The following is a 25,869-nucleotide window of genomic DNA, read 5'->3' as shown; positions in this document are numbered from 1 at the left end:
CGACCAGGTGTAGTTGAGTCATGAAAGGAGTTGGGGTCGTCTGTGACGCAAGTTAGGGGCGTGCAGCGCCACCTTCGGCCCCATACACCTGGCCGTTCGCATAACTGGCGTCGCTTGCCGCAAGTTGGACGAAGATTGAACCCAGCTCAGCAGGCTGACCTGCGCGTCCTAGCGGCTTGTCCCCCCCGAAGTTCGGAATCTTCTCGGATGCAGTCCCGCCACTGATCTGCAACGGAGTCCAGATAGGACCTGGAGCAACTCCGTTTACCCGAATCCCCTTAGGGCCAAGCTGCTTAGCCATCGAGCGAACGTAGCTAACCTGCGCACTCTTCGTCATCGCATAGTCGACCAGGTAGGGGGACGGATCGTAGCCCTGCTCAGACGTAGTAACGATGATGACGCTTCCAGGCGGAAGAGACACACGCAGTGCCTCTTGGGTCATCCATACCATTGCATTGATGTTGGTAAGGAAGGTGTTCTCGAGGTGTTCGTCGGTAATCTTTAGAATGTCCGGCTCCTGCTGCTGATACGCCGCGTTCAGCACCAAGGTGTCGATCGAGCCCAACGCCGATGCCGCCTTGCGCACAAGATCCAGGCAAAAGTCTTTGCTGCGAATATCACCAGGTAAAGCGTATGCCTGACGGCCGGTTGCGCGTATCAGCGCAATAACTTCACGCGCATCTTCCTCTTCTTCAGGCAAATAGTTGATGGCCACATCGGCACCCTCGCGGGCGTATGCAATGGCAGCGGCCCGACCGATTCCTGAGTCTCCTCCCGTAATCAGTGCCTTGCGGCCTTCAAGGCGCCGATTGCCTCGATAGGTTTTCTCACCGTGGTCCGGCAGCGGACGCATCTTCGACGCAAGCCCCGGCCAAGGCTGTTCTTGGCGCGGGTAGGGTGGCCGAGGATATGCCTGCCGAGGGTCGATCAGGCCGGCTCGCGGGCGGCCCTGACCCTGCGCCTCCGAGAGTACCGCAGCGGGCACAGCACCGAATGCCGAGGAAGCAGCAATTCCGCTGGCGATGGCCACACTGCTTCCCGCAATAAACTGTCTGCGGCCGATGACCGGCGTGGCTTCATCGTCGTGCTCAGGCAAATCACTATTCGAATTTGACATGTTCATCCCAGTTGATTGGTCACTCTGGCCCAAGCAAATTTGAGTACAGCGACCGTGGAGGAGACGCAACTTTACTGCGGCGAACATGCGCAAGTAGCAATTTTATTGCTGAAGTTCTTTCAATTCAGAAATGATCGAAAGCGTCGACGGCGCAGCTTCTTGCCATGCCATCCTCGGCGATAATGGGGAAGCATCTGCACTGCGTTCGATCCATAAATCATGCTTTGTGCGGCGGATCATTGGCACGTTTAGTAATCGATACCCGGGTGAAGTGTCTTGAAAGGTGATCTAGAGAGAATAAGCATTTCAGATCTAGCTGCGTTCATCGAGATCGCTCGGCATGGATCAATGCGCGCCGCCGCCCTCGAACTTGGCTTATCTGCCTCAGCTCTAAGTCACGCCTTAAAGCGGCTGGAAGATCGACTGGGTGTGCGTCTCGTTAATCGTACGACCCGTGCGCTTTCGATCACCGTTGAAGGACGCGAACTGGAACGCTATGCAGCCACTGGCCTAGATACAATTGGAGAGGGTCTAGCCGCGATTCGGGCTCGGAAGCAGTCAGAGATCCAGATGCTCAAGATCTCGCTATCACACGATGCGGCGCGCCTCCTACTCTGGCCAGTGCTGTGGAGCTTTCAGCAACGCTGGCCTAACGTCCATCTTGATCTAGTGATAGAAGAACGCCTGGTGGACTTAGTAGCGGAAGGCTTTGACGGCGGCATTCGATACGGTGACCGAGTGCCAGAGGGGATGGTTGGTCTGGAGCTTACACATCCGCTTAAGTGGGTGGTCGTGGCAGCGCCCAGCTATCTGCAACATGCTGGGAGACCTGAGAATCCAAGCGATCTGCGGCGGCATGTTTGTATTGAGAACAGAATCGGCGACGGCTCAATCTATCGCTGGGAACTTGGCGACGGTGATCGTATGGTCAAGGTAATTCCCAGCGGAATGCTGAGGGTGAGCAGCACCGACTCTCTGCTCGCTGCAACGTTGCAGGGATTGGGGTTGCCATACTGTCTGGAACTCAGAGTGCAGGACGAAATCTCGTCCGGCGCACTTGAAGTTGTGATGCCAGACTGGGCATCAATGGGCGCACCATTCATGCTGTACTACCCCACTCGTCGCCAATCCCTGCCCGGCCTCAAGGGGCTAGCGGAGGTAATTCGGACACAGATGATCGATGCATGCTAAAACATGCTCCAAACTATGGAGTTGGGATCGACATGAATGGTCTGCCAACGTACTCCATCACCAGTTCGATACCGGAGTGCTCTCCAGACTCTCCCTCTGGATCACATATGTAGGTTGCTGTGAGGCAATGAGAGCGCTTCTTGCCACCGGCATCAGACAGAGCCAGTCCGGAGGACTCCGAGAATGGATGCCCTGGACTCGCTAGTTCCATAAGCACCTCGTCCATATGAGTGGGTATCGGAATGCAGTCCCTTCATATGGAAGCGTTCAATTGCCAACCACTGTTGAGGCGCTGAAGTTGCGGTCCTCCGCTGTGGTTGGCTTTAACATTCCTAAACGCGGATGAGACCAAAAACCCTACCTTCAATACTGCCACATCAGCACGAGTTCGAAGCCGAATTTACTGAAGAATGATTGGCACTGCCACGACGAGGCGTTGAGCGGGCTCGGACAGATCTCACCTCTTGGACCATCAGACTGAATCCGCACAAACTTCAAAAGAAGAACTTAATTGGACGCTGCGATTGGCCAATTCCATCTGATTTGAACCTACACTCTGTTCGAGAGCATTCAGAGGGAGTTGCAATGCAGTTCATCGTCGACGGGCCAGACATCCCAGAAGCACTTCTACAGGCACACGAAGAAGGACGAGTAGTCTTCTTCTGCGGCGCCGGAGTCTCCTACCCGTCAGGACTACCTGGTTTCAAAGGACTGGTTGAGCAAATCTATGCGTCGAATGGGACATCATTCACGGACATCGAGCGTGCCGCCTTCGATCATTCAAAGTTCGACGCGACTCTCGATCTACTTGAAAGGCGACTGCCTGGGCAGCGATTGGCGGTTCGGCGCGCCCTAGCGAAATCGTTGAGACCCAAGCTTCGTCGGAAGGGAGCAATTGACACCCAAGCAGCGCTTCTTCGGTTAGCACGAAGCCGGGATGGCGCGTTGCGGTTGGTGACTACCAACTTCGATCGAACCTTCCACGCGGCGGCGAAGCGCATGGGCCAACCATTTCCGGCCTATCCCGCTCCAATGCTGCCGATCCCTAAGAGCAGCCGCTGGGATGGGCTTGTCTTTCTGCATGGCCTGCTTCCGGAGAGTGAGGATGATGCAGCACTCCATCGACTAGTGGCCACCAGTGGTGACTTCGGCTTGGCTTACTTGACCGAACGCTGGGCCGCGCGGTTCGTCAGCGAACTTTTTCGCAACTATGTCGTTTGCTTCATTGGATACAGCATTGACGATCCGGTCCTCCGGTACATGATGGACGCATTAGCAGCAGATCGAATGCTCGGTGAGGTTACCCCGCAGGCGTGGGCGTTCGGAGATTGCGAAGCCGGGAAAGAGCATCTGAAGACTATTGAATGGGAAGCTAAGGGCGTTAGACCTATCCTCTACAGGGTTCAGCCTGCTACCCATGACCACTCTGCGTTGCACGACACAATCAGGACTTGGGCAGATGTCTATCGCGATGGAGTTCAAGGTAAAGAGGCCATTGTTGCGAAGCACGCCATGGCCCAACCTCAGGACAGCACGCTCCAGGACGATTTTGTTGGACGAATGCTGTGGGCTCTTTCAGACAAGTCAGGCCTCCCCGCGAAGCGCTTCGCGGAGTTCAATCCAGTTCCCCCGCTTGAGTGGCTCCTCGAGGCATTTTCCCATGAGCGATTCTTGCAGAGGGATCTAGCCCGCTTTGGCTTCTCCTCGGTTAAGGAGGAGGATGCAGAACTCAGATTCAGCTTGGTTCGTAGGCCTGCGCCTTATGATCACGCTCCTCCTATGACACTGGCGTCTTCTGGAAGTATGGCCAGCCGATGGGATGGATTGATGTTCCAGCTCGCACGCTGGCTTGTGCGTCATCTGGACGATCCACGATTGATCATATGGATTGCAGAGCGTGGCGGGCAGATGGATAGTCGCTGGATCTCTCTAGTCGACTCCGAACTTGAGCGTCTGGCCACACTGGAACGGGATGGCAAAGTCTCGGAGCTGGATCTTATTCGCCTGGACGCCCCAAAGGGTGTGCCCGATCCAAAGATGCGAACTCTTTGGAGAATCGTGCTCGGTGGCCGACTCAAGACCCCACTGTCAGGGGGGCTGCTATATCGTTGGATCAAGCGTCTTAGACGTGAGGGACTGAACACGTCTCTTCGGATGGAACTTCGTAGCCTTCTCAGCCCAAAGATCACACTAAGGCGTCCATTTGTTTGGGACGGCGAAGTGGCCGATGGTGCAGACGAGACAGTGCGAATTAAGCAGTTGGTTGACTGGGACCTTGTGCTTGCGGAGGACAATGTACATGCGGTCCTCCAGGATCAGTCTAAGGGTGAGTGGGAGAAGGCACTCCCGCTCCTGCATTCGGACCTACAGCAACTGCTCTGTGACGCGCTGGGCCTTCTTCGAGATCTAGGAGAGGCAGATGACCTTGTCGATAGATCCTACTGGGACCTTCCATCAATCACGCCCCATTGGCAGAACCGGTCCTTCCGAGACTGGGTTAGCCTGATTGAACTGCTACGCGACGCTTGGTTAGCAGTTCGAGCTACGGATGAGTCGAGATCCACGCTCATGGCTCAGGCATGGTTCGAGATCCCGTATCCCACATTCAAGCGGCTGGCATTGTTTGCGGCCAGCCAGGACAATTGCATCGAGCAGGAGCAGTGGGTCGATTGGCTGCTACTGGATGAGGGGCGGTGGCTGTGGTCGCAGTGCACCGCACGCGAAGTGCTGAGGCTTCTTGTTCTCCAGGGGTGAATTCTAGACAACGCGTCTCAAGCACGCTTGGAGAATGTCATCTTGGCAGGACCTCCCCGCGAGATGTATCGCGATGATCTGGAGTCCGAACGCTGGGATCGCCTGGTTGCTCGCGCAGTATGGATTCGTCTAGCGAAGCTGGAGTCCTCGGGCCTACATCTTGGTGTGTCTGCAGCAAGGCGCCTAGCGGAGATATCCATCGCGCATCCTGAGTTGAGATTGGACCCTAACGAGAAGGACGAATTCTCACACTGGATGAGCGGCACCGGAGATCCGGATTTCGAGGACGGCAGAGAGGTCGATGTCGCCCCTCGCACTCGCAAGGAGCTAGTTGAATGGCTTGAATCGCCGAGGCCTGCCCATAGACCGTTCTATGAGGACACTTGGCGGGATGTCTGCCGTACTCGCTTCTTCCATAGCCTTGCCGCGCTCTGCGACCTCGCTCACCAAGACGTCTGGCCCGCAGTTCGGTGGCGCGAGGCGCTTCAGGTTTGGTCGGACGATTCAATGGCAGCCCGCTCCTGGCAGTACGCATCGCCTTTGGTACTGCTAATGCCTGATGAAGTTCTGTCCGAGATCGCACCTGCAGTAGCGTGGTGGATGGAGGCCACTTCAAGAAGCGGCGCGAATCGCGAGAACCTCCTATTGACTCTCGCCGGTCGAGTGCTTGCGCTTCCGATCCCCTTGAGTAGTGGCATGACAAGGAACGGCGAGCCAATCGATAACCCTGTCTCGGAGGCGATTAATCACCCCATTGGGCATGCCACGCGCGCCTTGCTCAATCTATGGTTCAAGAGGGCGCCCAACGATGGAGACCTACTTCCCCCTGAACTTAAGGCGGCATTTTCCGCCATATGCGATGTTGAAGTAGATCGATTCCGCCATGGCAGGGTGTTGCTCGCATCTAGACTCATCGCCCTGTATCGCGTAGACCGGGCGTGGACCGAAGCGACGCTACTACCGCTCTTCGATTGGTCCAACCCTGTCGAAGCGAAAGCAGCCTGGGAAGGATTTCTTTGGTCACCGCGACTGTACCAGCCATTGATGGTGGCATTGAAGTCGCAGTTCCTATTGACGGCCGGTCACTACGCCGACCTTGGTGAACACCGAGGACAGTTCTCTGCTTTCCTAACGCACTCAGCCCTAGGGCAATTGGAAGGCTACTCTCGGGACGACTTTAGATCTGCATTGGGCAAGCTTCCACAGGATGGACTGGAGAAGTCCGCACAATCGCTCTCCCAAGCACTGGAGGCCGCAGGCGATCAACGCGAAGACTTCTGGAGAAATCGAGTCCAACCCTTCTGGCAGGAGATTTGGCCAAAATCGCGCAATCTAGCTACACCCAGCATTGCTGCCTCCTTAGCTCGACTCGCCATCGCGGCCCGGGTTGAGTTCCCTTCCGCATTGAAGGCGGTACGTGACTGGCTTCAGCCGGTAGCGAATTCGGACTACATCGTCCATCTTCTACTAGAATCTGGCCTTTGTAGCCAGTCGCCAACTGAGGCTTTAGATTTGCTGGGTGCCGTTGTTGGATCCCAACAATGGGCGCCTCTAGGACTGAATGAATGCCTAGCTCAAGTAAGGGCCGCCGCTCCCGACCTAGAGCGAAACAACCAGTTTCATCGACTTGAGGAGCTGGTGCGAACGCGCTCCTAAGAGTTCTGGCGGGGCATCATTCGAAGCTTGCGAGATGCCCTATTACGAACTCGCTTTTCTCCTTCTCCCGCTCTCGATTCCAACCACCCTTGAGCCCGCCTCGCGCTGCTTCTTGATCTGTGACTTCAGCTCAGAAATCTCCTTCTTCAAGGCGGCGATCTTTGCATCTCGCTGCACCACCTCGATCGAGTACATGTTCTTGAACTGCGCAGAAATACCGTCGTACCTCTCTTTCCATCCCAGCCTTTGTGAGTAGGACTTTCGTCTGGCGGCCTTCACGCTCGTAGGAACGTCCACTCGAAGTTTCGTGAGCCAGGCCTGCACCTCGAGCTTTGTGGTGCCGGCATGCTTCTCTCCGTGCAGCGATACCGCTGTTACCTTTGCCCGCCGACACAGCTCTGCAACATTCAGCCGACCAGAGTTCCGTGGATACACTCCGTCGTTCTCCGATATCTCCCTGTCAATCTCGGCCATAGTTGATCGAAGGCGTGCAACGAACGCCTCCGTCCGCTCCTTTCCAAGCTCGGCAAGACTCTTCTTTTGTCTCATTTCAGAAGTACCACATTGGGTACGAGGCGCGTCAGCAAACTGCTCTTCGAGAAGTATTCGTCCACCTTCTTCCACCTGCCGAGCACGGACTTGATCTGCCCCCGGAACTGAGCAATGAGCATAACGTCATCATCCACGAAAGCGTGCTCTAGCAACTCAAGATTGTACTGAACTGTCTCGATGGCCTGAACAACGCTTCTGGACGCCTTATCCTCGTCGTCAGGGAGAATCAACTGATTCTCACATGCAGGATGACAGTAGTGTGGATTAGCCTGACCATGCCCCTTGTTGCAAAGGCCTCCATCGGTGAAGTTCGTACACACTATTCCTGGTGCGACAACTGCCCAAGAAGAGCCCTCAGCAGTCATCGCGCGGGCGAACTCCCTGATGTTCTGCGGATCAAGGGCGGACTTACCCAGCCGGCGCGCGAACAGCGCCACACGCCCCCGTAGCTTCTCTGCGCCGGCCCCCTGAACCTCATCAGCCTTATTGATCGCCTCCACTCCCTTTAGAATAAGCATCTCACGTACAACTTGCTGTACTTCGGAAAGAATTCCTGGATCCGAAAGTATGTAGCGCATGATTGTCATTTGTTCATCCCTGTGCCCAAAGACATCCATCAAAATCTTTGGCGCATGGACAAGCGCTAGAGCAACAATTCGAGCGAGGGTCTTTCGGAATCGATGCGGGTTCATACCACCATCGGTGAGCCAGCGCTCCAGGCCAAGTATCTCCACGAAGCTATTGAACACATGCGCAAGGCTCGGCACCTTATCTGGATATCTTGGGGAAACCCACAGGCCGTTCCCCTTTAGGCCGTGGTGCCGTCGAAAAATGTTCGCTAGGCGCTCTTGCTGCAGAATCGCTTGAATGGCAATTGACGGCGCTGGCGCTTCACTCTGCCTCCCTCCGGGATTCTCAAACTTCCAGGTTCTGAACTCGTAAACACTGGAACCACCTCGCTTGCCAAGCGAGCCGATCTGCATCGTTAGCAGTTCACCATGTCGGGGACCGCCAGAAAGAGCCACCGGAAAAGCGTGTGCACCCTGTAGAACCACTATCAGGCGCAAGGCCTGGGGTAACGTCCGAGGCGGCCATGCGACGGTTTTTCCACTTCGCCCGGATTTCATCGAAAATTGAAGCGGGGCATCCCTAAGCGGCTCCCCGTCAGGCCCCCGCCATTCCCATGACCGGATCACAGCATTGCTTACGCGAGCAGCTCGGCGACTGGGAGATGGCGAGGGACCGTCTTTCAGATCACGAGTAGTTTCAGTAGCGGCGAGTGCGGCCTCTACGGCATCCAACAAAGTAGGACCAACGACTTCGATCATCACCAGTGCCATCGAGCCTGCTTCAGAGACGAACTCATCTGAGTATGGCTGATGAGGTTTCGCTATGCTGACCGGGATTGTATGCTCAGGTTCACCCGTTCGATCTCGCGCAGCCTTCATTCCATGAACCGTTGGACGCATGGGCGCGGGGCCATCGGGAAGACACCCCAGTCGGTGGTAGTACTCAACCACCCCAAGGCAGTCAGAGTACTTCTGCGTCAGGCCAGCGCGTTCGACCAGGCTCCAGAGTCTCTTGGAGCTTGGACGTACATTTGTACGCTGGATCGCCCTCTTAAGATTGGCAATGAGCGTCCGGATCGTTGTGTATCTATACACCTTCCCGGTTTTGCCTGGAATTATCGCCATCGTGATCGCCAGCCTCATAAGCTCTCGAACTACGAAGGGTGAGTGCTTCCCCTTGCACGTCTTGCCCCTTCCAGAATAGAGCCTTAGATCGAGATCAGAGGTCCGTAGGCCAGACTGATGTTCGTCGTCAATACGAAGAACGCCCCAGTTGTCCCCCATTCCAACAAGCTTCTGAAGCTGCTTCAGCTTTGCCTCCGGCGCCAACCTCAGCTCATTCGGACTAATCGACAGTAGCGACACCTCCACGTCAGGAGCTAGGAGTTCATGGTTGCCTGCTACTAGAGACCGGTTGACCATTTTCATCAGTGCTGCCCTGCGAAGTAGATTGGCATGTGCTCACCGGAGGCTATCCTTGCCGCCCACTTATCAATGGCGAACTTCACTGCATCTGCTGGCCATTGAAGAACGGTTAGGCGAAGCCGCGCCAGGTCACTTGCATCTGATCCAGCATCGAACCGAACCATTCCTACGGAGGTCCGAACTGCCTCTAGCTCTGCCACACGCCGGCAGATGAAGTCCAGGCTGTCCGTGAACACAAAACAGTTGGGGCAGCCGCTGGAAGCACACCTATGCTGCTGGACGCATAGAGTGCATCCATCTCTCGGATTGCCTGGATCAATGACTGCTGGCGGGCTGTAAGGATCTGCACATCCGCTTCCGTCGTAGGTCTTATGACGGCGTGCTTGATTCAGCTTTTCGATCTCGGCTTCACTGACGTCCAACTTTGCGAGCTTCGCCCTCGTCAAGGCTACGTCGAACACACGATTGACCCGAAGCTGGGAGAACAAGTCATCAATCACTTCGGACACAAGCGAGAAGGATTCCTCAAAAGAAGATCTTCGGTAGCCATAGTGCCTAGTGGTCATGAGGTTCTTGTGACCAAGTAGTACCATCATTACCCAGTTCGAGTATTGAGAATCCTTGAAGATCGCAGCCGCGGCGACATCTCTGAACTGTCCAATTGACATGGTCTCGGAAGCTGTACGGGTGCCGTCATCGAGTTGCTCTATCAGAGAGGCGAGCCAGTTGTTTGCAGTTCGAGTTGTGCGGGGATTTACTACATACACCCCTTGTCGCCGTCCGCGCACTGTTACGCCCACCCATGGACTACGAGCGACAACGTCTGGGAGAGGGCACAGGCGCGGGTTTCTTTCGATATGGCCTCGAAGCCCTTCTGTCCGCTTCAGAAGAAGCTCAACTAACGAATGACAGCCCGTCGCATCGCCTACCCGTGACACAGTCCATTGCGCGGTCCCTTTGGCCCGGTCCTTAGGCGCATAGATCCATGCATGCTGCTCATCATAGACTGCCGTCCAGTCGCTCAAGTTCATGGATGCTGCGGTTGCGGGGTTCCAGGCGCTCCGCGCTACAAAGAGCAGGAAGAAAATTGAGACATCTGCGCTAGTAGGATAGGTTCCGGCAACCAGATCGTGCCAGCCGACCTCGCTTCCTGATCGTTCGTGGTCATCGGGGTAGTGCGCCCACCAGCTTGGGAGTCTTTTGATGCGCTTGCCGAAGATCGCCAACAACTGAGATCGCCGAGGCACTGGATTTCCCGTCAGCCTTATGAGCGCGCGATAGGTCGCGTGCGCATCCGCTTCCGTACATACGAAGTCGGGGGCATTCATGAACTCAGGATTCTCTCTGTACAACTCGATCAGATCGCGTCCTTGAGGAATGAGTCTGTCCGTTCTCCTCCACCGCTGTAGAACCTTCAGTGCCTCCGCTCGTAGCAGCCTAATGACGGCCAATCCGTGCTCTTCGGATGGGGTCTCGCGGCGATTCGAGGCTATCCTGAAAACTGGAAGTACTAGCTCTGGAAGTTCATGGTAGCTAATCGCGGTCTTTATAATCGCGCGGACGACGGCAGCTCTGCTGTCCATAGTGGCATCCCATGCACCCTCCGGACCCGGGCTTGTGTAGAGGGCAACGTGCCGGGATGTCAGATCGCGAAGTCTAACCACCCGTTTGAATGGAATTCCATTTGAGGCCATGTATCCCTCAAGTGCATCGAGGAATCTCCAGAAGGACACCAGTGCCCCCCTTCTTGCAGCTGCACCGTCTGATGCGATGCCTTCAATACTCGCGCTCAGCGTAGGCCATAGATCGCGCAGCAGCTCCGGCCTACCAGTGAATCCCCCCTTCCAGGAATGCCTGACTGCGGCAATGGGCGGGGCATCACTTGCACCAGTCGCCAGAATCGAGAAGTCATAGATCTTCCCCGTGCTAATGAGGTCCGGATGTGTACAGGGCACCACCCATTTCCCAGGCATTCCCCCTGTATCTTCACGCGCTCTCACGTCAATGCCTCGTCGATGATCGCATTCCAACGAATTGCTGGATGCCCTCGATCACGACCAATTTTGGCTACCGCAGCGCGCAAGTATTGCATCGTCGTGCGCTCATCAACGTGCCCCATAAGCGGACTGAGAAGCATCTTTACCTGTCCGGCCATGAGCCCATGCAACCAACCGAAGTCAGCACCACTCAGCTCTGAGTTGCCTGCGAGGGCCAACTGCGCCCGCGTCAGGGCGCAGATCTTCTCCACCGCAAAATGGTGCCTTCCTGTATGAGGGTGCCATCCTTTGGGACAATGCCGATCGGAAGTCCAAATCCGGCGAAGCATCTCATTGCTCACAGGTCGGTTCACACCTTCTCCAAGCCACAGACGATCTGTCCGCTTGGTGTGTTTCCTATCACCAATGTGATATCTCGTCAGCTGGGTCGGTCGAATCACCGAAATGTAGTGCCAGATCCTTTCGGCAAGATCTAGTGGCACAAATACCGTACGCCATCTTGTGCCAAGGTCTGACCCAGGACTGACCTTGCCTCCCTTAGTGCCATACTTGAGCACTAGCGGAACCTCACCAGCCAATATCCAGTCGGGTTGCCAGTTGGTTCTCTCGCTCGTTCTTTTTGCTGGAAAACAGGTGACCCGTAGTTGATTGGCTTCCGAGATCCTGAGGCCAGAACGGATGATCAGCTCGAAGATCAGAATTTTTACGGGCGCACGCACCGAAATCGACTTCAACCACATCTCAACCTCCCTGTCAGGAGGGAGGATGATCGGAGCTTCCGGCGCAGTTAGAGACCCGATCCGCACAGTCTTTGAGCGCAGTGTTCCGCTTTGCGAGCTTGTGGGCGATATGTAGGTGTATGCAACTTTTCTTACAGGTATCTGCATGGGCAGGCGATAGCCGCGCTCGCTGGCCCAGGTCAGAAATAGACACGCCTCATTGACGTAGAGGTTAACTGTAGCGGGATCCAACTGCCTCCCACTCGGGGAGCCGTCTCCACTCAGGAGTGCCGGCTGATACTGATGAAGGATATTCTCGTTGTAGGAAATTTCTCGCCAATCAGTGGCTTGGTCTATGCACCATTCGAGAAAAATAGAAAGCCTTGCGGCCATGTTTCTTCGCGAGCGCAAGGTTGGGATGGGCCCGTAAAAGAGCTCACTCTCAGCTTTTGCTTTTGATCGGTCGCGAGGAAGTTGCCATTCCCCGTTGCTGCGCTCATCGAGGTAGCGGTTGGCTTCAATTGGGTATGAGCCATCGTCACCGATCAGAATCGGTACATGCTGCAACTTAGGCGCGTGTGCAAAGGCTCCCTCAGGGGGCATAACCACTTGCATCGGATTGACTCCGAGCTGACCTGCAGCGGACGGTACGCCCGCTGTTCGCCAAGGTCAATAGGCCACTTAAGCCTTTGAAGGGGTTGAACTTACGTACTTCTCGCGGCGGATCTGCGGGTTGCCCAGGCCGGCGGCCTTCAGCAGCTCGGCGCAGGCATCGACCATGTCCGGGTTGCCGCACAGGTAGGCGATGTCCGTGGCCGGGTCCGGCGTGAAACCGGCCAGCGCCTGCTGCACGTAACCGTGCTGCACGTCCGGATGCGGATCGGCGGGCAGTTCGCGCGACAGGCACGGAACATAGCGGAAGTTCGGGTGTTTTTCGGCGAAGCTGTAGAAGTCCTCGCTGTACAGCAGCTCGCCCGGGCTGCGCGCGCCCTGCAGCAGCACGATCTGCGCACCACGTTCGGCCATGGCCTTTTCCAGCAGCGGCAGCATCGAGCGGTACGGGGTAACGCCGGTACCGGTGGCGATCAGCAGGTAGCGGGCATTGTGGTCACCGGGATTCAGGCAGAAGCGGCCGTAGGGGCCGGACGCACTGATCTGGCCGCCGTGCTCCAGCGCCTCGAACAGCGCGGTGGCGGCGCCACCGGGCACGAAGCTGACCGCGATATCCACCGCCTCGCCCGGGCCCAGTGCGTGGTCGTGAATGGTCGCCAGCGAGTAGCTGCGCTTGGTTTCGGTGCCATCGGCGTAGCTGAAATGGACCTGGATGAACTGGCCGGGCTGGAAATCCAGCGGCTGCCCATCGTCACGCACGAACTGGTAGTGGCCGACGGTCGGGGCCAGCATGCGGCGGCCGACCAGCTTGAGGGGGAATTGAACAGGCACGACTTTTCGGGACAGTGTGTAGCCGGGGCAAGCCCTCGGGGTCTTCTATAATAGCCCCTCCCCGCCCCTCTCCAGCGCCAGCCCATGGGCGCGAAGGCTTCGAGCTTGGCATCCCAGAACGATACGGCGCCCGCCCTGCGCGTGCGCGACCTGCGCAAGACCTACGACAACGGCACCCAGGCCCTGAAGGGGGTTTCCCTGGAAGTGGCCCCGGGCGACTTCTTCGCCCTGCTGGGCCCCAACGGTGCCGGCAAGTCGACCCTGATCGGCATCATCAGCTCCCTGGTCAACCTCAGCGAGGGCCAGGTGGAGGTGTTCGGCAGCGACCTGGTGCGCAACCGCAGCGCCACCATGCGCCTGATCGGGCTGGTGCCGCAGGAAATCAACTTCAACCTGTTCGAAAAGCCCTTCGACATCCTGGTGAACTACGCCGGCTTCTACGGCGTGCCGCGCGAGGAAGCGGAGCAGCGCGCCGAAGAGGAACTGAAGCGGGCCCACCTGTGGGAAAAGGCGCAGGTGATGAGCCGCACGCTGTCCGGCGGCATGAAGCGCCGGCTGATGATCGCCCGCGCAATGATGACCCGCCCACGCCTGCTGATCCTGGATGAGCCGACCGCCGGCGTGGACATCGAGATCCGCCGCGACATGTGGCGCGTGCTGAAGGAGATCAACGCTGCCGGCACCACGATCATCCTCACCACGCACTATCTGGAAGAAGCCGAGTACCTGTGCCGCCACCTGGCGATCATCAACCATGGCCAGATCGTCGAGCAGGGGCCGATGCGCACCCTGCTGGCCAAGCTGGACGTGGAGGGCTTCCTGCTGGACATCGACGGTGACCTGCCGGCGCAGCTGCCGGTGATCGAGGGCGCGACCCTGACCGCGCCGGACCCGCACACGCTGGACATCGACATGCCGCGCGCAATGGACCTCAACCGCGTGTTCGCCACGCTCAACGAGGCCGGTATCCGCGTGCGTTCGATGCGTACCAAGAGCAACCGCCTGGAGGAGCTGTTCGTGCGCCTCACCGGCAACCTGGAGAAGCCTGCATGAGCACCACCGAGCTGACCGACGGCCAGCGCAACCGCATCGCACTGATGACCATCGTGCGCCGCGAAGTCGCCCGCATCATGCGCATCTGGGGCCAGACCCTGGTGCCGCCGGCGATCACCATGACCCTGTACTTCCTGATCTTCGGCAATCTGATCGGGTCGCGCGTGGGTGACATGGGCGGCTACACGTACATGCAGTTCATCGTGCCGGGCCTGGTGATGATGAGCGTGATCCAGAACAGCTACGGCAACATCAGTTCCTCGTTCTTCGGTGCCAAGTTCGGCCGCCACGTGGAAGAGCTGCTGGTCAGCCCGATGCCGAACTGGGTGATCCTGTGGGGCTACGTGGCCGGCGCCGTGCTGCGCGGCCTGATGGTGGGCGTGATCGTGCTGATCATCGCGATGTTCTTCACCCCGGTGCGCATTCCGCACCCGCTGGTGATGCTGACCACGGTGATCCTGGGCGCGACGATCTTCTCGCTGGCCGGTTTCATCAATGCGGTGTATGCGAAGAAGTTCGACGACGTGGCGATCGTGCCGACCTTCATCCTGACCCCGCTGACCTACCTGGGTGGCGTGTTCTATTCGGTGAAGCTGCTGCCGGGCTGGGCCGAAGCGGCCACGCACGCGAACCCGATCTTCTACATGGTCAATGCTTTCCGCTATGGCCTGCTGGGCAGCAGCGATGTGCCGCTGCCGGTGGCCTATGGGTTGATGATCGGCTTCGTGGTGGCGCTGACGGCGCTGGCGCTGTGGCTGCTGCGCCGTGGCGTGGGCATGCGCAGCTAAGGGTGGCCTGCAGGGCCTGCGGCCCTGCACCCGCTGAATCAACGTCAACTTCAACGGCAACGGCAAAAGCTGACTATCCGGGGGATGGCGGGGTGGGTCCGATTGCGGGGGACGCCGTAAACCCATCCCTGGGGGCTTGGCCGCGGCATCCATGCCGCGGACACCCCCGCAATCGGACCCACCCCGCCTTCGACAAATTCCGGCGATCTGCCGGGATGTCGTTCTCCGCTGCTGCTGGTAGGTGTCGACCTTGGTCGACACGATGGATCGACGCCATGCGTGGATGGAGCTTTCACGGCAAAGCCGATGTTCCGCTTTTCTCGTTCGGGATTGCAGCCAGGCTGTGGCGATGAAGATCACTTCCATTGCGCTGGACAAAGCCGTGTCGGACGGCCCCATCGATGCCTTCAGCCATGCGTTGCTGGGCGATTCACCCACGCTGGATGAGGTGCTGGAATACCTGGCCTCGCGGCACGCGGCTGATCCCCGGTATCGCTACCTGTGCACGCTCGATGATGCCGGCCAGTGCCGCTACACCAGCATGCACGCGTCAGACGACGCGCGCATCGCGCTCTACGAGGACGAAGACCCGGCAACCCCCGACGATGCGTTGGCGGCACGCGGGCGGTTGCTGGCGCATGTGGTCGCGCAGCTCGAGCATTCCTTTCATCGGCTGGAATGGAGCGCGCTGGCGGGCACGCTGATGTGCAATGACGCAGACATCGAGGCATTGGTCGCGGCCAATGCCGCACCGGACCCCATCGTCGACGAGGTGGTCTGCGTGCAACAGGTGCCCGTGGATCGTGACGACCTGCTGATCGCCGCCCTGCCCAACGGCTACTTCAGCGCGGACTGGAACATCTTCCAGAACCACGCCCTGATCCGGCACCTGCAAGAGCATTACGACTACCGCCTGTTCGGGCTTGGCGCATCGTGGCTGGGCTTCCAGCGTGACAGCGCGCCGTCGCCTGCGGAAGCGGACGCTCTGGTCGCGGACCTGCAGCGCGTCTACGCTGCCGGAACGCACGACACCTGGTCACAACTGGCTGCAACGCTGTCCTCCCGCACCACGCTTCTATTGGGATACACCGAAGGCTTCAGCGAACAGCTGCCCTGAGCGCGGTTCTACACGCGCTCGCGCAGCGAGCGACCCGCTTCCGCTCCTGATCTGTTTTCCGTGGTGGCCGCACCCGGCCACCCCCGCTGAACCGTGCTTTTCGCGAACCACCACGAGGGGCACCGCCGTTGGCCGCGATCTCCGGCACAATCGAAATCCTGATTCCCCAGAACACGGTGAACGTGCAATGCGCATCCTGATCCTCGGCGCCGGCGGTACCGGCGGTTACTTCGGTGGTCGCCTGGCCCAGGCCGGTGTGGACGTGACCTTCCTCGTGCGCCCCGCGCGCGCCGCCCAGCTGGATCGCGACGGCCTGGTCATCCGCAGCCCGCTCGGCGATGCCAGCTTCCCCGTGCAGCATGTCACCGCTGATGCACTGCCCGCATTGGCCGCGCAGAAGCCGTTCGACCTGGTCATCCTCAGCTGCAAGGCCTACGACCTGGACAGCTCGATCGACGCCATTGCCCCGGCCGTGGGCGCAGGCACCACCGTGCTGCCGATCCTCAACGGCCTGCATCACTACAACGCACTGGACGCGCGCTTCGGCCGCGACGCCGTGCTTGGCGGCCTGTGCTTCATCAGCGCCACCAAGGCCCCCGACGGTGCGGTGCTGCACCTGGGCAAACCGGCCAAGCTCACCTTCGGCGAGCGCGACGGCGGCCTGGCTTCGACGCGCGTGCGCGCCTTCGCTGCGGTCTGCGCGCAGGCCCATCTTGATCACCTGGCCAGCGAACACATCGGCCAGGAACAATGGATCAAGTACACCTTCCTTACCGCGCTGGCGGCGGCGACCTGCCTGCTGCGCGCCGACATCGGCACCATCGTTGCCACCGATGATGGCGAGGCGATCGTGCGCGGCCTGTACGACGAATGCCTGGCCGTGGCCGAAGCCGCCGGTGAACCGGTTCCCGAGGCCGCGCAGGACACCGCGCGCGGCACCCTGACCCAGGCCGGCTCGGCACTGAAGGCATCGATGCTGCGTGACCTGGAAGCCGGCCAACAGGTGGAGGCCGAACAGATCGTCGGCGACATGCTGGCCCGCGCGCGCAAGGCCGACCAGGAAGCCCTGCTGCTGCAGGTCGCCTACAGCAGCCTGCAGGCCTACCAGGCACTGCGCGGCGCGTGAGCATCATCTCCGCCGCCAGTGCATCGCCCTCGCGGGTGCTGATCCTCGGGCTGGGCTGGAGTGGCTGTGCGCTGGCCCGACATCTGCAGGCATTGGGCGCACACGTCGCCGGCACGGTACGCGATCCCGCATCGGCACCACGCGATGGTCTGCGTCGCCATCCGCTGGGTGCCGATGCCACGCCATCGCCCGCCCTGCTCGATGAGATCGCGCAGGCCGAGGCCGTACTGTGCAGCGTGCCACCCGATGCCGATGGCGATCCTGCACTGCGCCTGCTGTTGTCCGCGCTGCGGGCCAGCCCGGCATTGCGCTGGGTGGGCTATCTGTCGTCCACCTCGGTGTATGCCGACCGCGCCGGCGGCTGGGTCGACGAGCGCAGCGCAGCCGATGCCACTGAAGCAGCCGGCGTGCAGCGCCTGCGGGCCGAAGCGCAATGGCGTGCGCTTGCAGGAGAACGCGGCATCGCATCGGCAGTGTTCCGCCTGCCCGGCCTGTACGGGCCGGGGCGCAATGCGCTGCTGCAGCTGGCGCAGGGACGTGCCCGCCACGTAGTGCGTCCCGGGCTGCTATTCAACCGGCTGCACGTGGATGACCTGGTGACGGTCGTTATCGCGTCGATGCAGCGGCCGTGCGTGGATGGCCTGTATCTGCCGGCCGATGACGAGCCGGCACCGCCGCAGGAGGTACTGGCCTTCGCCGCGCAGCTGGGCGGGTTTGCGATGCCACCTGCCGTGGCATGGGACGACCCTGCACTCAGCCCGACCCTGCGACGCTTCTACCAGAGCAACAAGCGCATCGACAGCCGTGGCACGCGTGAAGCACTGGCGTGGGCGCCGCGGTTCCCCAGCTACCGTGAGGGCCTGCGCGACCTGCTCCGGTAGTGCCGGGCAGGCGGAAGAACGTACGCGTCGCGGCCGTTGCATTCGCGGCGGTCACTGCCACGTCCTCGCCACGGTCACGCGCCAGTTCTTCCACGATGTGCGACAGGAACATCGGTTCGTTGCGGCGGTCCTTCGGCATCGGCTTCAGCGTGCGCGGCAGCAGGTACGGTGCGTCGGTCTCGATCATCAGGCGGTTGGCCGGGATGTTCTTCACCAGTTCGCGCAGGTGCGCGCCACGGCGCTCGTCGCACAGCCAGCCGGTGATGCCGATGTACCAGTCCTGGTCCAGGTAGTCGAACAGCTCGTCACGCTCACCGGTGAAGCAATGCACCACCGCCGGGCCGATGCGGCCTTCGACGTTCTTCATCTGTGCCATGAAATCGGCATGCGCATCGCGCTGGTGCAGGAACAGGGGCTTGCCATTGTCCGCGGCCAGCTGCAGCTGGCGCTCGAACGCGCGGTGCTGGGCCGGGCGCGGCGAGAAATCGCGGAAGTAGTCCAGCCCGCACTCCCCCACCGCCACTACTTCCGGGTGGGCATGCAGCGCGCGCATTTCGGCATCGCATTCCTCGGTGTATTCCACCGCGTGGTGCGGGTGCACGCCGGCGGTGGCGTACAGGAAGCCGGGGTGCTGCTGGGCCAACTGCAGGGCCAGTGGCGAGTGCTCGCGGCTGGCACCGGTGATGACCATCTGCACCACGCCGGCCTGGCGCGCGCGGTCCAGCACGGCATCGCGGTCGCGGTCGAAGGAGTCGTGGGTCAGGTTGGCGCCGATATCGATCAGGTGCATGGTCATCGCGGGGGAAAAGTGCCCGCGCATTGTACCTGCGCCTGCCGTGGCCCCTTATCCTTTGCATATGAACGCCCCGCTCTTCCCGATTTCCCCGCTGCTGCCGCAGATCCAGCAGCAGCTGGCCGTGCAACCACGGCTGGTGCTGGAGGCCCCGCCCGGTGCCGGCAAGACCACCCAGGTGCCGCTGGCGCTGCTCGACGCGCCGTGGCTGCAGGGCCGCAAGATCATCCTGCTGGAACCACGCCGGGTCGCCGCGCGCAGCGCGGCGCTGTTCATGGCACGGCAGCTGGGTGAGGAGGTCGGCGGCACGGTCGGCTACCGCATCCGCTTCGAGAACAAGGTATCCGCGCGCACCCGCATCGAGGTGGTCACCGAGGGCATCCTGACCCGGATGCTGCAGGACGATCCGATGCTGGAAACCGTCGGCGCGATCCTGTTCGATGAATTCCACGAGCGCCATCTCAGTGGGGATCTGGGCCTGGCGCTGGCGCTGGACGTGCAGGCGCAGCTGCGCGACGACCTGCGCCTGGTGGTGATGTCGGCCACGCTGGACGGCGAGCGGCTGGCACGCTTCCTCGATGCGCCGCGGCTGAGCAGCGAGGGCCGCAGTTATCCGGTGGCGATCAGCCACTTCCCGGCGCGCCGCGATGAAGCCCTGGAACTGCAGGTGCGCCGCGCGGTGCAGCAGGCGCTGGCCGAGCACCCCGGTGACCTGCTGGTGTTCCTGCCCGGCCAGCGCGAGATCGCGCGCGTCCAGGCCGGCCTGCAGGAGTCACTCGATGGCAACGTCGAGGTGCTGGCGCTGCATGGCGAGCTGCCGGTCGAACAACAGGCGCGCGTGTTGCAGGCCGCCAGCGATGGCCGCCGTCGCGTGGTGCTGGCGACCAACGTGGCCGAGTCGTCGGTGACCCTGCCCGGCGTGCGCGTGGTGATCGACAGCGGCCAGGCGCGCGAGCCGCGCTACGACCCCAACAGCGGCTTCACCCGGCTGGACGTGGTGGCCATCGCGCAGGCGTCGGCCGACCAGCGCGCGGGCCGTGCCGGTCGCGTGGCCGAGGGCGTGGCCTGGCGGCTGTGGCCGCAGTCGCAGCGGCTGGAGCCGCAGCGCCGCGCGGAGATCGACCAGGTGGAACTGGCCGGACTGGCGCTGGAACTGGCCGCGTGGGGCAGCAGCGACCTGCGCTTCCTCGACCCGCCACCGGCCGGCCCGATGGGTGCGGCGCGCGAACTGCTGCAACGCCTGGGTGCACTGTCGGACTCGGGCGCGATCACCGCACTCGGGCGCCGTGTACTGGCGCTGGGTACGCACCCGCGGATGGCGGCGATGCTGCTGGCAGCGCCCGATGCCCGCGCGCAGGCGCTGGCCGCCGATCTGGCCGCCCTGCTGGAAGCGCGCGACCCGCTGCGCCAGGGCGGTGACGCGCTGGCGGCCCGCTGGCGCGCACTGGCCGCGTTCCGCACTGGCCGCGCGCCGGGCGATGCCAACCGCAGCGGGCTGGCCGCCATTGATGCCGCCGCCAAGCAGTGGCGTCGCCGCCTGCGCTGCGAGGCTACGCCGCCGGCCAGCATCGAGGCGCACGAACTGGGCGATCTGCTTGCACACGCCTTTCCCGACCGGATCGGTTTCCAGCATCCCGGCGATCCGCTGCGCTACCTGCTGGCCAATGGCCGCAGCGCGCGCCTGCACGAACTGAGTGACCTGCGCGGTGAGCCGTGGCTGGTGGCCAGCGAACTGCGCTTCGAGGCGCGCGATGCGCTGCTGCTGCGTGCCGCACCGGTGGACGAAGGCCAGCTGCGCAAGGCATGGCCGGAGCGCTTCGTCACCGAAGACGTGGTGCGCTGGGACAGCGAGCGACGCGCCCTGGTGGCGCTGCGCGAGACCCGTTTCGACCGGATCGTGCTGGACAGCCGCTCGGCCGGCCGGGTCGATCCGCAGCACGCCGCGCAGGCGCTGACCGATGCGGTGGCCGAGCTCGGCCTGCAGGCGCTGCCGTGGACCGAGGGCCTGCGCCAGTGGCAGGCACGGGTGGAATCGCTGCGGCGCTGGATGCCCGAGCTCGGCCTGCCCGACTGCAGCGACGATGCCCTGCTGGCCACGCGCGCACAATGGCTGCAGCCCGCGTTCGCCGGCAGGACGCGACTGGATGCGCTGGATGAATCCAGCTTCGGCGAGGCGCTGAAATCGCCACTGGAGTGGTCACAACGGCAGTTGGTCGAGCGTCATGCGCCGACCCGCATCACCGTGCCGTCCGGACTGGAGCGGCCGATCACCTATGCGCTGGACAGCGAGAGCGGCGATTCGCTGCCGCCGGTGCTGGCGGTGAAGCTGCAGGAACTGTTCGGCCTGGCCGACACGCCGCGCATCGCCGATGGCCGCGTGCCGCTGACCCTGCACCTGCTCTCCCCCGGCGGCCGCCCGCTGCAGGTCACCCAGGATCTGCGCAACTTCTGGGAAAGCACCTACGCCGAAGTGAAAAAGGAGATGAAGGGCCGTTACCCGCGCCACCCATGGCCGGATGATCCGTGGACGGCGACGGCCACGCACCGGGCCAAGCCGCGCGGAACCTGATTGGTAGTGCCGGCCGCTGGCCGGCAGCCCCCTGGCACCAGGCGGAGAGCATTGCCGGCCAGCGGCCGGCACTACCGGGTGCGGAGCCTGCCTGATCCTGAATGGCTGCGGTAAAGTCACACCACGTGCGTCCCCGACTGACATACCGTTTACGGGCAACACGCGACACTGGACTTCGACCCGAGGCAAAGGACCCCCGCATGAGCAAGCTGACCGTAATCACCGACCGCGCTCTGGAGCGCGCCCTGGAGCTGGCCCACACCGCCGGCGATGGCCTGAAGAGCGCCGGTGGCAGCCTGCGCAACGCGGACTGGATCAAGACCGGCGCCGCCCTCGGCGCAGTGAAGACCGGCGGCAAGGTCGCCACCAAGTTCGCCCGCCGCAACCCGGCCGTGACCATTGCCGCGGCTGCCGTCGGCGTCGGCCTGCTGGGCTATGCGCTGTACCGCAAGCAGCAGAAGAAGAAGGCTGCCAATGGCCACGTGGTGAATGGGCAGGCGCAGCGCATCAACGCACGCGACCGCCGCAACGACACCGTGGTGGACGAGCACAGCGATATCGGCAGCGACGCGTGAGTGTGACCGACCGGGTCAGAGCCCTTCCTGCGGAAGGGATCTGACCCCGAGCCAGGGCCGGATGCCGCGAGGTATCCGGCCCTTTCTGTTTCAACCGATCTGCCGCCACTGCCCCGGCTGCAGGTCGTCCAGCCGGTAGGGCCCCATCGCCACCCGCACCAGCCGCAGCGTTGGCAGGTTCACTGCCGCGGTCATCCGCCGCACCTGGCGGTTGCGGCCCTCGCGGATCGTGATCGCCAGCCAGGCATCGGGCACGGTCTTGCGGAAGCGCACCGGCGGATCGCGTGTCCACAGCGACGGCGCCGGATCGAGGCGCTCGATCTTCGCCGGCAAGGTCGGCCCGTCATTCAGCTCCACCCCATCGCGCAACCGTTGCAGCTGCTCATCGCTGGGCGTGCCTTCCACCTGCACCCAGTAGGTCTTGTCGGCCTTGTGCTTCGGGTCGGTCAACGTGTGCGCCAGCGTGCCGTTATCCGTCAGCAGCAGCAGGCCTTCGCTGTCATGGTCCAGGCGACCGGCGGCATACACGCGCGGCGGCAGGCCGAACCCGGCCAGCGTCGGCCGCGGCGGTACGCTGCGGTCGGTGAACTGGCAGAGCACGTTGAAGGACTTGTTGAAGGCGATCAGCATTGCGGGCACGGCAGTCGGCGGGTGGCGCATTGTCCCATGCCGCGCCACGTGCCACTCGGCTGTAGAGCCGAGCCCATGCTCGGCTCATCGCGCACAGCACGGCGGAACGCAACAGCAGCCGAGCATGGGCTCGGCTCTACAGAGTCAGCATGCGCCAGCCCGGCACCCCTCTTACGGCTTGATGAAGCGCAGGGTCATGCGGTCGCTTTCGCCGATCGTCTGGTACTTCGCATCATCGGCCTTGTCGTGCTGGTTGGTCGGCGGCAGCGTCCACACGCCGTTCGGGTGGTCCTTGGTGTCGCGCGGGTTGGCGTTGACCTCGCTGCGCGCGTCCAACCTGAAGCCGGCGGCCTCGGCCATCGCGATCACCTGCTGCTGGCCGACATAGCCGGTGTCATCGTCGTCGGCCACGTCGGCCTTGGCGCGGTGCTCGACCACGCCCAGCACGCCGCCCGGCTTGAGCACGTTGAAGAAGCCCTGGAACATGCCCTGCGCCTGGCCGGCCTTGCGCCAGTTGTGCACGTTGCGGAAGGTCAGCACCACATCGGCTGAACCGGCCGGGCCGAACACCGGCTTGGCCGGATCGTAGGCCACCACGGCAGTCTTGCCGAACTGTGCCGGTGCAGCGGCGTACTTCTTTTCCAGGCTGTCGCGGCTGCGCTGCTGGTAGTCACGGCCGCGGCCTTCGGGCACCGCCATCGGATCGACCACCGCAGCAACGTAGTGGCCCTTGTCGTGCAGCAGCGGCGCCAGGATCTCCGAGTACCAGCCGTTGCCGGGGGTGATCTCGATGACGGTCTTTTCCGGCGTCACCTTGAAGAACGACAGCGTCTGCGCCGGGTGGCGGAAACCGTCGCGCTTGACGTTGTTGGCATCGCGGGTGGGCGCCTTCACCGCCGCGTCGATGGCCGGCGACACCTGGATCTTCGCCGGCGCGACCGTGGCCGGTGCGGCAAACGCGGGAACAGCGGCAAGCAGGGCCGAAGCAAGCAGCAGGCGGCAACCACGCAGGGACGAAGCAGGCATCATCGGAGCGACTCCAGCGGAAGATGCGGCGAGACTAGCAGCCGCGGCGCCCCAGGTGTTCACAAAACGTTAGCCGCGTGCGTATCGCGGAACACTGTTTTGTGGTCGCCGCCGCAGCACGGTCACACTACGCGTTTTATTCTGGAGCACTTCCCCCAAGGAGTCCGTGCCCATGACGGCAACCCGCGAACTGGGCCGTTCCGGCCTGCATGTACGTCCGCTCGCCTTCGGTGGCAACGTGTTCGGCTGGAGCGCCGATGAGAAGGCCAGCTTCGCCCTGCTCGATGCCTTCGTCGACGCCGGCTTCAACCTGGTCGACACCGCCGATGTGTATTCGGCCTGGGTGCCGGGCAACACCGGCGGCGAATCGGAAACGCTGATCGGCAAATGGTTCGCGCGCAGCGGAAAGCGCGACAAGGTGGTGCTGGCGACCAAGGTGGCCAAATGGGCCGAACGCCCCGGCCTGACCCCGGACAACATCAATGCGGCGGTCGAGGATTCGCTGCGCCGCCTGCAGACCGACGTGATCGATCTGTACCAGGCCCACGAGGATGATGAGTCGACGCCACTGGAAGCGACCCTGGCCGCGTTCGGCCGCCTGATCGAAGCCGGCAAGGTGCGCGCCATCGGTGCCTCCAACTACAGCGCCACGCGCCTGGCCGATGCGCTGAAGGTGTCCACCGACTACAAGCTGCCGCGTTACGAAACCCTGCAGCCGGAGTACAACCTGTACGACCGTGCCGGCTACGAGAAGGAGCTGGAACCGCTGGTGCAGCGCGAACAGATCGGCGTGATCGGCTACTACGCCCTGGCCAGTGGCTTCCTCAGCGGCAAGTACCGCACACCGGCCGATGCGGCCAAGAGCCCGGCACGTGGCGAAACGGTGGTGAAGCGCTATCTGAACCCGCGCGGCCTGCGCATCCTGCAGGCGCTGGATGACGTGGCCAGCAAGCACAACGCCAGCGCCGCACAGATCGCACTGGCATGGCAGATCGCGCGGCCGTCGATCACCGCGCCGATCGTCAGCGCCACCAGCGTCGAACAACTGCACGATCTGCTGGCGGCGGCCAACGTGTCGCTGAGCGTGCACGATGTCGCGCAGCTGGATGCCGCCAGCGCGGAAGCGTGAGGGCCGGTAGTGCCGGCCGCTGGCCGGCATTGCACACATACCGCAGAAAATAATTGAACAAAATGGTTGCGCACGACTAAATCGTGGTTTATCGTTCGCACCTCGTTTCAACAACCACTGGAAACTTCCCTTGAACGCGCATTCCGTCGCCATCGCCAAACTGCTGCCATGCCTGCGCATGGACGGGCCGGCGCGCGCGTTCGGCAAGGAAGACCAGCTGACAACGGCCTGATACCCGCCCTGCGGAGATCGGCCACCCCGATCTCCGAGGCCTGACGACGCCCTCGGAACGCAAGTCCCGGGGGCGTTTTCGTTTGCGTCGACACAAGGACCCGCGATGCCAGAACTGCACCCCGCGCGGCGACCCGCCGCTCACTGACCCAGGCTTTTCCCGCCCCGCCGAAGGATTTACTTCGCGCGACTGGCAGCGCCTGGACATTATCTGCATCGCATCAGAACATTATCGCTCGCCGATAATGTCGGTGGCCTGCATCCTCGATTATCCAACGGTCCCGTTTCAACCACGGGCTGGTGCGCGCGGCGTTGCCGTGGCGTATGCCGGAGGTCGCGGACATGCCATCGCCTGGATCGCCTGCTGGAGGCAGGCACCGGTTCGCCGGTACGCGGTTCAATTCCGCGCGGTCCCCAACTGGATAGCTCAGCTTGGTTAGAGCAACGGATCCGTAATCCGTCTGTCGTGGGTTCGATTCCCACTCCAAACCACATGACCTGTCACGTCATGACTTGAAGCAACACCCG

The 25,869-nt window shown here is 61.8% G+C and carries 19 protein-coding genes, 1 tRNA gene and 1 pseudogene; 12 read left to right on the top strand and 9 right to left on the bottom strand.

From position 1 onward, the window contains the following. Positions 1-52: 52 nt before the first annotated feature. On the bottom strand, positions 53-1,117 hold the full coding sequence (locus VG556_RS11195) for an SDR family oxidoreductase (protein WP_008266446.1): 1,065 nt from the start codon (positions 1,115-1,117) through the stop codon (positions 53-55). Positions 1,118-1,393: 276 nt separating this feature from the next. Here VG556_RS11195 and VG556_RS11190 point away from each other — a divergent pair, with 276 nt between their 5' ends. The 3 genes from VG556_RS11190 (at position 1,394) to VG556_RS11180 (ending at position 6,718) form a co-directional block, all read left to right on the top strand. Then, entirely contained in the window at positions 1,394-2,308 is a 915-nt protein-coding gene (locus VG556_RS11190; RefSeq protein WP_220084159.1) for a LysR family transcriptional regulator, read from the top strand. Between the two features lie 585 nt (positions 2,309-2,893). After that, positions 2,894-5,062, top strand: a complete 2,169-nt coding sequence (locus VG556_RS11185; RefSeq protein WP_197573146.1) for an SIR2 family protein — start codon at positions 2,894-2,896, stop codon at positions 5,060-5,062. Positions 5,063-5,125: 63 nt separating this feature from the next. Beyond that, positions 5,126-6,718, top strand: a complete 1,593-nt coding sequence (locus VG556_RS11180; protein WP_008267133.1) for a hypothetical protein — start codon at positions 5,126-5,128, stop codon at positions 6,716-6,718. A 42-nt stretch (positions 6,719-6,760) separates the two neighbouring features. Here the strand turns inward: VG556_RS11180 and VG556_RS11175 are convergent, their stop codons facing one another. The 5 genes from VG556_RS11175 to VG556_RS11155 all read right to left on the bottom strand — a co-directional run bounded on the left by VG556_RS11175 (position 6,761) and on the right by VG556_RS11155 (position 13,423). Further along, a complete protein-coding gene (locus VG556_RS11175; protein WP_049459868.1) occupies positions 6,761-7,267 on the bottom strand; it encodes a hypothetical protein in 507 nt (168 codons plus the stop codon). Beyond that, positions 7,264-9,267 carry a hypothetical protein gene (locus tag VG556_RS11170; protein WP_125899103.1) on the bottom strand — a complete coding sequence of 668 codons (2,004 nt, stop codon included), beginning with the start codon at positions 9,265-9,267 and terminating at the stop codon, positions 7,264-7,266. Before VG556_RS11170 ends, VG556_RS11175 begins: the two co-directional genes overlap by 4 nt. After that, positions 9,267-11,264 (bottom strand): hypothetical protein, encoded by a 1,998-nt coding sequence (locus VG556_RS11165; protein ID WP_125899102.1) that lies wholly within the window; start codon positions 11,262-11,264, stop codon positions 9,267-9,269. Before VG556_RS11165 ends, VG556_RS11170 begins: the two co-directional genes overlap by 1 nt. Continuing rightward, a complete protein-coding gene (locus VG556_RS11160; RefSeq protein ID WP_125899101.1) occupies positions 11,261-12,595 on the bottom strand; it encodes a site-specific integrase in 1,335 nt (444 codons plus the stop codon). Before VG556_RS11160 ends, VG556_RS11165 begins: the two co-directional genes overlap by 4 nt. Before the next feature lie 66 nt (positions 12,596-12,661). Further along, positions 12,662-13,423: a ferredoxin--NADP reductase gene (locus VG556_RS11155; protein ID WP_075075814.1), complete on the bottom strand. Its 762-nt coding sequence runs from the start codon at positions 13,421-13,423 to the stop codon at positions 12,662-12,664. Between the two features lie 84 nt (positions 13,424-13,507). On the opposite strand from VG556_RS11155, the gene VG556_RS11150 reads away from it, so the two are divergent. The 5 genes from VG556_RS11150 to VG556_RS11130 all read left to right on the top strand — a co-directional run bounded on the left by VG556_RS11150 (position 13,508) and on the right by VG556_RS11130 (position 18,388). After that, on the top strand, positions 13,508-14,476 hold the full coding sequence (locus tag VG556_RS11150) for an ABC transporter ATP-binding protein (protein ID WP_005411567.1): 969 nt from the start codon (positions 13,508-13,510) through the stop codon (positions 14,474-14,476). Then, positions 14,473-15,264: an ABC transporter permease gene (locus tag VG556_RS11145; protein WP_014038898.1), complete on the top strand. Its 792-nt coding sequence runs from the start codon at positions 14,473-14,475 to the stop codon at positions 15,262-15,264. Before VG556_RS11150 ends, VG556_RS11145 begins: the two co-directional genes overlap by 4 nt. Positions 15,265-15,613: 349 nt before the next feature. After that, positions 15,614-16,381, top strand: coding sequence for a hypothetical protein (locus VG556_RS11140; RefSeq protein ID WP_100450779.1), 768 nt, complete (start codon positions 15,614-15,616; stop codon positions 16,379-16,381). 187 nt (positions 16,382-16,568) lie between these two features. Beyond that, positions 16,569-17,507 carry a 2-dehydropantoate 2-reductase gene (gene panE / locus VG556_RS11135; RefSeq protein WP_053496507.1) on the top strand — a complete coding sequence of 313 codons (939 nt, stop codon included), beginning with the start codon at positions 16,569-16,571 and terminating at the stop codon, positions 17,505-17,507. Further along, positions 17,504-18,388, top strand: a complete 885-nt coding sequence (locus tag VG556_RS11130; RefSeq protein WP_100450780.1) for an NAD-dependent epimerase/dehydratase family protein — start codon at positions 17,504-17,506, stop codon at positions 18,386-18,388. The genes panE and VG556_RS11130 overlap by 4 nt, the downstream gene beginning before the upstream one ends. Here the strand turns inward: VG556_RS11130 and VG556_RS11125 are convergent. Continuing rightward, positions 18,375-19,178: pseudogene (locus tag VG556_RS11125) on the bottom strand (TatD family hydrolase); the annotation flags it as partial. The gene VG556_RS11130 and the pseudogene VG556_RS11125 overlap by 14 nt on opposite strands. A 67-nt stretch (positions 19,179-19,245) precedes the next feature. On the opposite strand from VG556_RS11125, the gene hrpB reads away from it, so the two are divergent. Both hrpB and VG556_RS11115 read left to right on the top strand, forming a co-directional pair. Next, complete coding sequence (gene hrpB, locus VG556_RS11120) at positions 19,246-21,750, top strand: ATP-dependent helicase HrpB (protein WP_100450781.1); 2,505 nt, start codon at positions 19,246-19,248, stop codon at positions 21,748-21,750. 200 nt (positions 21,751-21,950) lie between these two features. Then, the gene (locus VG556_RS11115; RefSeq protein WP_005411574.1) at positions 21,951-22,325 is read left to right on the top strand and encodes a hypothetical protein; all 375 of its coding nucleotides are present in this window, start codon (positions 21,951-21,953) and stop codon (positions 22,323-22,325) included. A gap of 90 nt (positions 22,326-22,415) precedes the next feature. On the opposite strand, the gene VG556_RS11110 is transcribed toward VG556_RS11115, so the two are convergent. Together VG556_RS11110 and VG556_RS11105 are read right to left on the bottom strand one after the other, a co-directional pair. After that, positions 22,416-22,955 carry a pseudouridine synthase gene (locus VG556_RS11110; protein WP_423179992.1) on the bottom strand — a complete coding sequence of 180 codons (540 nt, stop codon included), beginning with the start codon at positions 22,953-22,955 and terminating at the stop codon, positions 22,416-22,418. A 171-nt stretch (positions 22,956-23,126) separates the two neighbouring features. After that, positions 23,127-23,984 carry a class I SAM-dependent methyltransferase gene (locus VG556_RS11105; RefSeq protein WP_100450782.1) on the bottom strand — a complete coding sequence of 286 codons (858 nt, stop codon included), beginning with the start codon at positions 23,982-23,984 and terminating at the stop codon, positions 23,127-23,129. 169 nt (positions 23,985-24,153) lie between these two features. Between VG556_RS11105 and VG556_RS11100 the strand changes: the two genes are divergently transcribed. Beyond that, positions 24,154-25,110 (top strand): aldo/keto reductase, encoded by a 957-nt coding sequence (locus VG556_RS11100; protein ID WP_032961500.1) that lies wholly within the window; start codon positions 24,154-24,156, stop codon positions 25,108-25,110. Positions 25,111-25,759: 649 nt separating this feature from the next. After that, positions 25,760-25,833 (top strand) — tRNA-Thr (locus tag VG556_RS11095). The last annotated feature ends 36 nt before the right edge of the window (positions 25,834-25,869 follow it).

Origin of the sequence: Stenotrophomonas sp. CASM106 (assembly GCF_049384825.1) — a bacterium.
In the GTDB taxonomy this organism is placed as follows: domain Bacteria; phylum Pseudomonadota; class Gammaproteobacteria; order Xanthomonadales; family Xanthomonadaceae; genus Stenotrophomonas; species Stenotrophomonas muris.
Note: the sequence above shows the minus strand (reverse complement) of the source record. Positions and strands in the feature narration are given on the sequence as shown.

What these genes read in the sequence shown, in the direction of transcription:
- VG556_RS11195 (WP_008266446.1), bottom strand. Translation starts at nt 1,117, where the DNA reads ATGTCAAATTCGAATAGTGATTTGCCTGAGCACGACGATGAAGCCACG.
- VG556_RS11185 (WP_197573146.1), top strand. Translation starts at nt 2,894, where the DNA reads ATGCAGTTCATCGTCGACGGGCCAGACATCCCAGAAGCACTTCTACAG.
- VG556_RS11180 (WP_008267133.1), top strand. Translation starts at nt 5,126, where the DNA reads ATGTATCGCGATGATCTGGAGTCCGAACGCTGGGATCGCCTGGTTGCT.
- VG556_RS11175 (WP_049459868.1), bottom strand. Translation starts at nt 7,267, where the DNA reads ATGAGACAAAAGAAGAGTCTTGCCGAGCTTGGAAAGGAGCGGACGGAG.
- VG556_RS11170 (WP_125899103.1), bottom strand. Translation starts at nt 9,267, where the DNA reads ATGAAAATGGTCAACCGGTCTCTAGTAGCAGGCAACCATGAACTCCTA.
- VG556_RS11160 (WP_125899101.1), bottom strand. Translation starts at nt 12,595, where the DNA reads ATGCAAGTGGTTATGCCCCCTGAGGGAGCCTTTGCACACGCGCCTAAG.
- VG556_RS11150 (WP_005411567.1), top strand. Translation starts at nt 13,508, where the DNA reads ATGGGCGCGAAGGCTTCGAGCTTGGCATCCCAGAACGATACGGCGCCC.
- VG556_RS11145 (WP_014038898.1), top strand. Translation starts at nt 14,473, where the DNA reads ATGAGCACCACCGAGCTGACCGACGGCCAGCGCAACCGCATCGCACTG.
- VG556_RS11140 (WP_100450779.1), top strand. Translation starts at nt 15,614, where the DNA reads ATGAAGATCACTTCCATTGCGCTGGACAAAGCCGTGTCGGACGGCCCC.
- panE (WP_053496507.1), top strand. Translation starts at nt 16,569, where the DNA reads ATGCGCATCCTGATCCTCGGCGCCGGCGGTACCGGCGGTTACTTCGGT.
- hrpB (WP_100450781.1), top strand. Translation starts at nt 19,246, where the DNA reads ATGAACGCCCCGCTCTTCCCGATTTCCCCGCTGCTGCCGCAGATCCAG.
- VG556_RS11115 (WP_005411574.1), top strand. Translation starts at nt 21,951, where the DNA reads ATGAGCAAGCTGACCGTAATCACCGACCGCGCTCTGGAGCGCGCCCTG.
- VG556_RS11110 (WP_423179992.1), bottom strand. Translation starts at nt 22,955, where the DNA reads ATGCTGATCGCCTTCAACAAGTCCTTCAACGTGCTCTGCCAGTTCACC.
- VG556_RS11105 (WP_100450782.1), bottom strand. Translation starts at nt 23,984, where the DNA reads ATGATGCCTGCTTCGTCCCTGCGTGGTTGCCGCCTGCTGCTTGCTTCG.
- VG556_RS11100 (WP_032961500.1), top strand. Translation starts at nt 24,154, where the DNA reads ATGACGGCAACCCGCGAACTGGGCCGTTCCGGCCTGCATGTACGTCCG.